We start from the raw sequence: 650 nt of genomic DNA, 5'->3' as shown, positions 1-650 counted from the left end.
CAGATCATCAACGGATTGGTGCTAGGCAGCATGTACGCACTGATCGCCCTGGGCTACACCATGGTGTACGGGGTGCTGAACCTGATCAACTTTGCCCACGGCGACATCCTGATGGTGGGTGCCATGGTCGGCCTGTCGATCCTCAAATTGGTGCAGCAGGTGGCCCCTGACCTGCCGGGCATCGTCAAGCTGATCATCGCCATCGTCGGTGCCATTCCGGTGTGCGTGATCGTGAGCCTCTTGATCGAACGCATCGCTTACCGTCCGCTGCGCAATGCGCCGCGCCTGGCACCGCTGATCACCGCCATCGGCGTATCGATCCTGCTGCAGACCTTCGCCATGATGATCTGGGGCCGCAGCCCGCTGCCGTTCCCGCAGATCATGCCCTCGACCCCGGTCAACATCGCCGGTGCCCTGATTTCGCCCACGCAGATCATGCTGCTGATCCTGGCCCTGGCCGCCATGATCGGTCTGGTACTCATCGTTGAAAAGACCAAGATGGGCCGCGCCATGCGCGCCACCGCCGAGAACCCGCGCATCGCCGGTTTGATGGGCGTGGACGCCAACCGCGTCATCATCGTCACCTTCGCCATCGGCGCCGCCCTGGCCGCCATCGCGGGCGTGATGTGGGCCGCCAACTACTCCACCGC

At 63.7% G+C, this 650-nt stretch carries 1 protein-coding gene; it reads left to right on the top strand.

Annotation, left to right across the window (positions count from 1 at the left end; all coding sequences use genetic code 11):
* A partial coding sequence (locus ACODSZ_RS23115; protein WP_488928648.1) for a branched-chain amino acid ABC transporter permease occupies positions 1 to 650 on the top strand: 650 nt, incomplete at both ends.

Source organism: Herbaspirillum sp. FG34, assembly GCF_057809315.1.
Note: the sequence above shows the minus strand (reverse complement) of the source record. Positions and strands in the feature narration are given on the sequence as shown.